Source organism: Acidovorax cavernicola, assembly GCF_003581445.1.
Genome location: NZ_QXMN01000186.1, coordinates 1 through 1,706, shown reverse-complemented (window position 1 = coordinate 1,706; position 1,706 = coordinate 1). Strand labels below are relative to the sequence as shown.

Annotated in this window: 2 protein-coding genes; one reads left to right on the top strand and one right to left on the bottom strand. The window is 66.5% G+C overall.

Features of this window, described 5'->3' with window-relative positions; genetic code table 11:
• Positions 1–196: 196 nt before the first annotated feature.
• Positions 197–781 (bottom strand): YqiA/YcfP family alpha/beta fold hydrolase, encoded by a 585-nt coding sequence (locus D3H34_RS32330; protein ID WP_119558832.1) that lies wholly within the window; start codon positions 779–781, stop codon positions 197–199.
• A 97-nt stretch (positions 782–878) separates the two neighbouring features.
• Between D3H34_RS32330 and D3H34_RS32325 the strand changes: the two genes are divergently transcribed.
• Positions 879–1,706, top strand: an 828-nt coding sequence (locus D3H34_RS32325) for an FtsW/RodA/SpoVE family cell cycle protein (RefSeq protein ID WP_147400574.1), incomplete at its 3' end; no start/stop codon positions are given.

Here is a 1,706-nt window from a genome sequence, read left to right as displayed (position 1 = left end):
GGATCTGGGCGGCCTTGACCTTGACCCGCTTGCCGGTATCGAGTTCGACCTGGGCGGAGGTGTCGGTTTCAGACAGGATGCGACCGGCGAGGAATTTGCCGGCTTCTTCAAACAATGCGTGCATGGTTGCAATTGTCCCATGAGGTCCGGGGTGGCTGCAGGGCTTTTCCTTGTGCCGTGGCGGGCCGAGCGGCGCTCAGGCCAGCGCCAGAAAGCGGCAGATGTGTTCGATGTGCGTGGCGAAGTCGCTGAGCGCATGGTCGCCGCCTTCCTGCAGCACGATCTGCGCCGCGGGGTAGCGCGCGGTCATTTCACGCCAGTCGAGCACTTCGTCGCCTTTGGCGATGAACGCCAGCTCGGGCCCGGCCGGCGGCAGGGCGCGCGTGTCCAGCGCCTGCAGTTCGGCGATGTACTCGGGCCGGAAGAAGAACTGCACTTCGGGATCGTGCCAGGCGGTCTGCGCGCCGATATGCTTTTCTAGATCGCGCGCCGGGAACACCGCGGGGTTGAGCAGCACGCTCGCGCAGCCGCGCTGCTGCGCGAACCAGCTCGCATAGAAGCCGCCGAGCGACGAGCCGATCACCGCCGTCGTGGCTTGCGGCCAGTCGGCCGTGCCTGCGAGCAGCAGCTGCGCCGCGGCGCGCGGCGAAGGCGGCAGCTGCGGGCACCACCAGTGCACCTGCGGGTGGTGCGCCGCGACATGGGCGGCCATCTGCTGCGCCTTGAGCGATTGGGGCGAGGAGCGAAAGCCGTGCAGATAGAGCAGGTGGGTGGTGGTCATGGGAGCGGCAGCAGTGTGACTGGCGCCATTGTGGCCTGCCGGCCCGCTGCCCCGTGACAGCCGATGGATTTGCCGGGCAACGGATAATCGGCTCCATATGTCTGCAGCAGAATTCGACAAGCCTTCGATCCTTCAACGCATCGTGCCGCTGTTTCGCGGCTTCGACGGCCCTCTGGTGCTGCTGGTGCTGCTGCTCGCCGCGATCGGCCTGACGGCGATGTACTCCTCGGGCTACGACCACGGCACGCGCTTTGTCGACCATGGCCGCAACATGCTGATCGCCGCCAGCCTGCTGTTTCTCGTCGCCCAGGTGCCGCCGCAGCACATCATGAAGGTCGCCGTGCCGCTGTACCTGGTGGGCGTGGCGCTGCTGATCGCCGTCGCGGTGTTCGGCATCACCAAGAAAGGCGCGCAGCGCTGGGTCAACGTGGGCGTGGTGATCCAGCCCAGCGAATTGCTCAAGATTGCCACGCCGCTGATGCTGGCCTGGTGGTTCCAGCGGCGCGAAGGGCAGCTGCGCCGCACCGATTTCGTGCTGGCCATGGTGTTGCTGATGGTGCCCGTGGGCCTGATCATGAAGCAGCCCGACCTGGGCACTTCGCTGCTGGTCATGGCCGCAGGCCTGTCGGTGATCTTCTTCGCCGGTCTGCCGTGGAAGCTGGTGCTGCCGCCGGTGCTGTTCGGGCTGGTCGGCATCGTGCTCATCGTCTGGTTCGAGCCCCAGTTGTGCGCCGAAGGCGTGCGCTGGCCGGTGCTGCACGAATACCAGCAGACGCGGATCTGCACGCTGCTCGACCCGACGCGCGATCCGCTGGGCAAGGGCTTCCACATTCTCCAGGGCATGATCGCCATCGGCTCGGGCGGTGTCTGGGGCAAGGGCTTCATGGCCGGCACGCAGACCCACCTCCAATTCATTCCCGAACGC

Coding starts and splice junctions, on each gene's coding strand:
- D3H34_RS32330 (WP_119558832.1), bottom strand. CDS start 781: ATGACCACCACCCACCTGCTCTATCTGCACGGCTTTCGCTCCTCGCCC.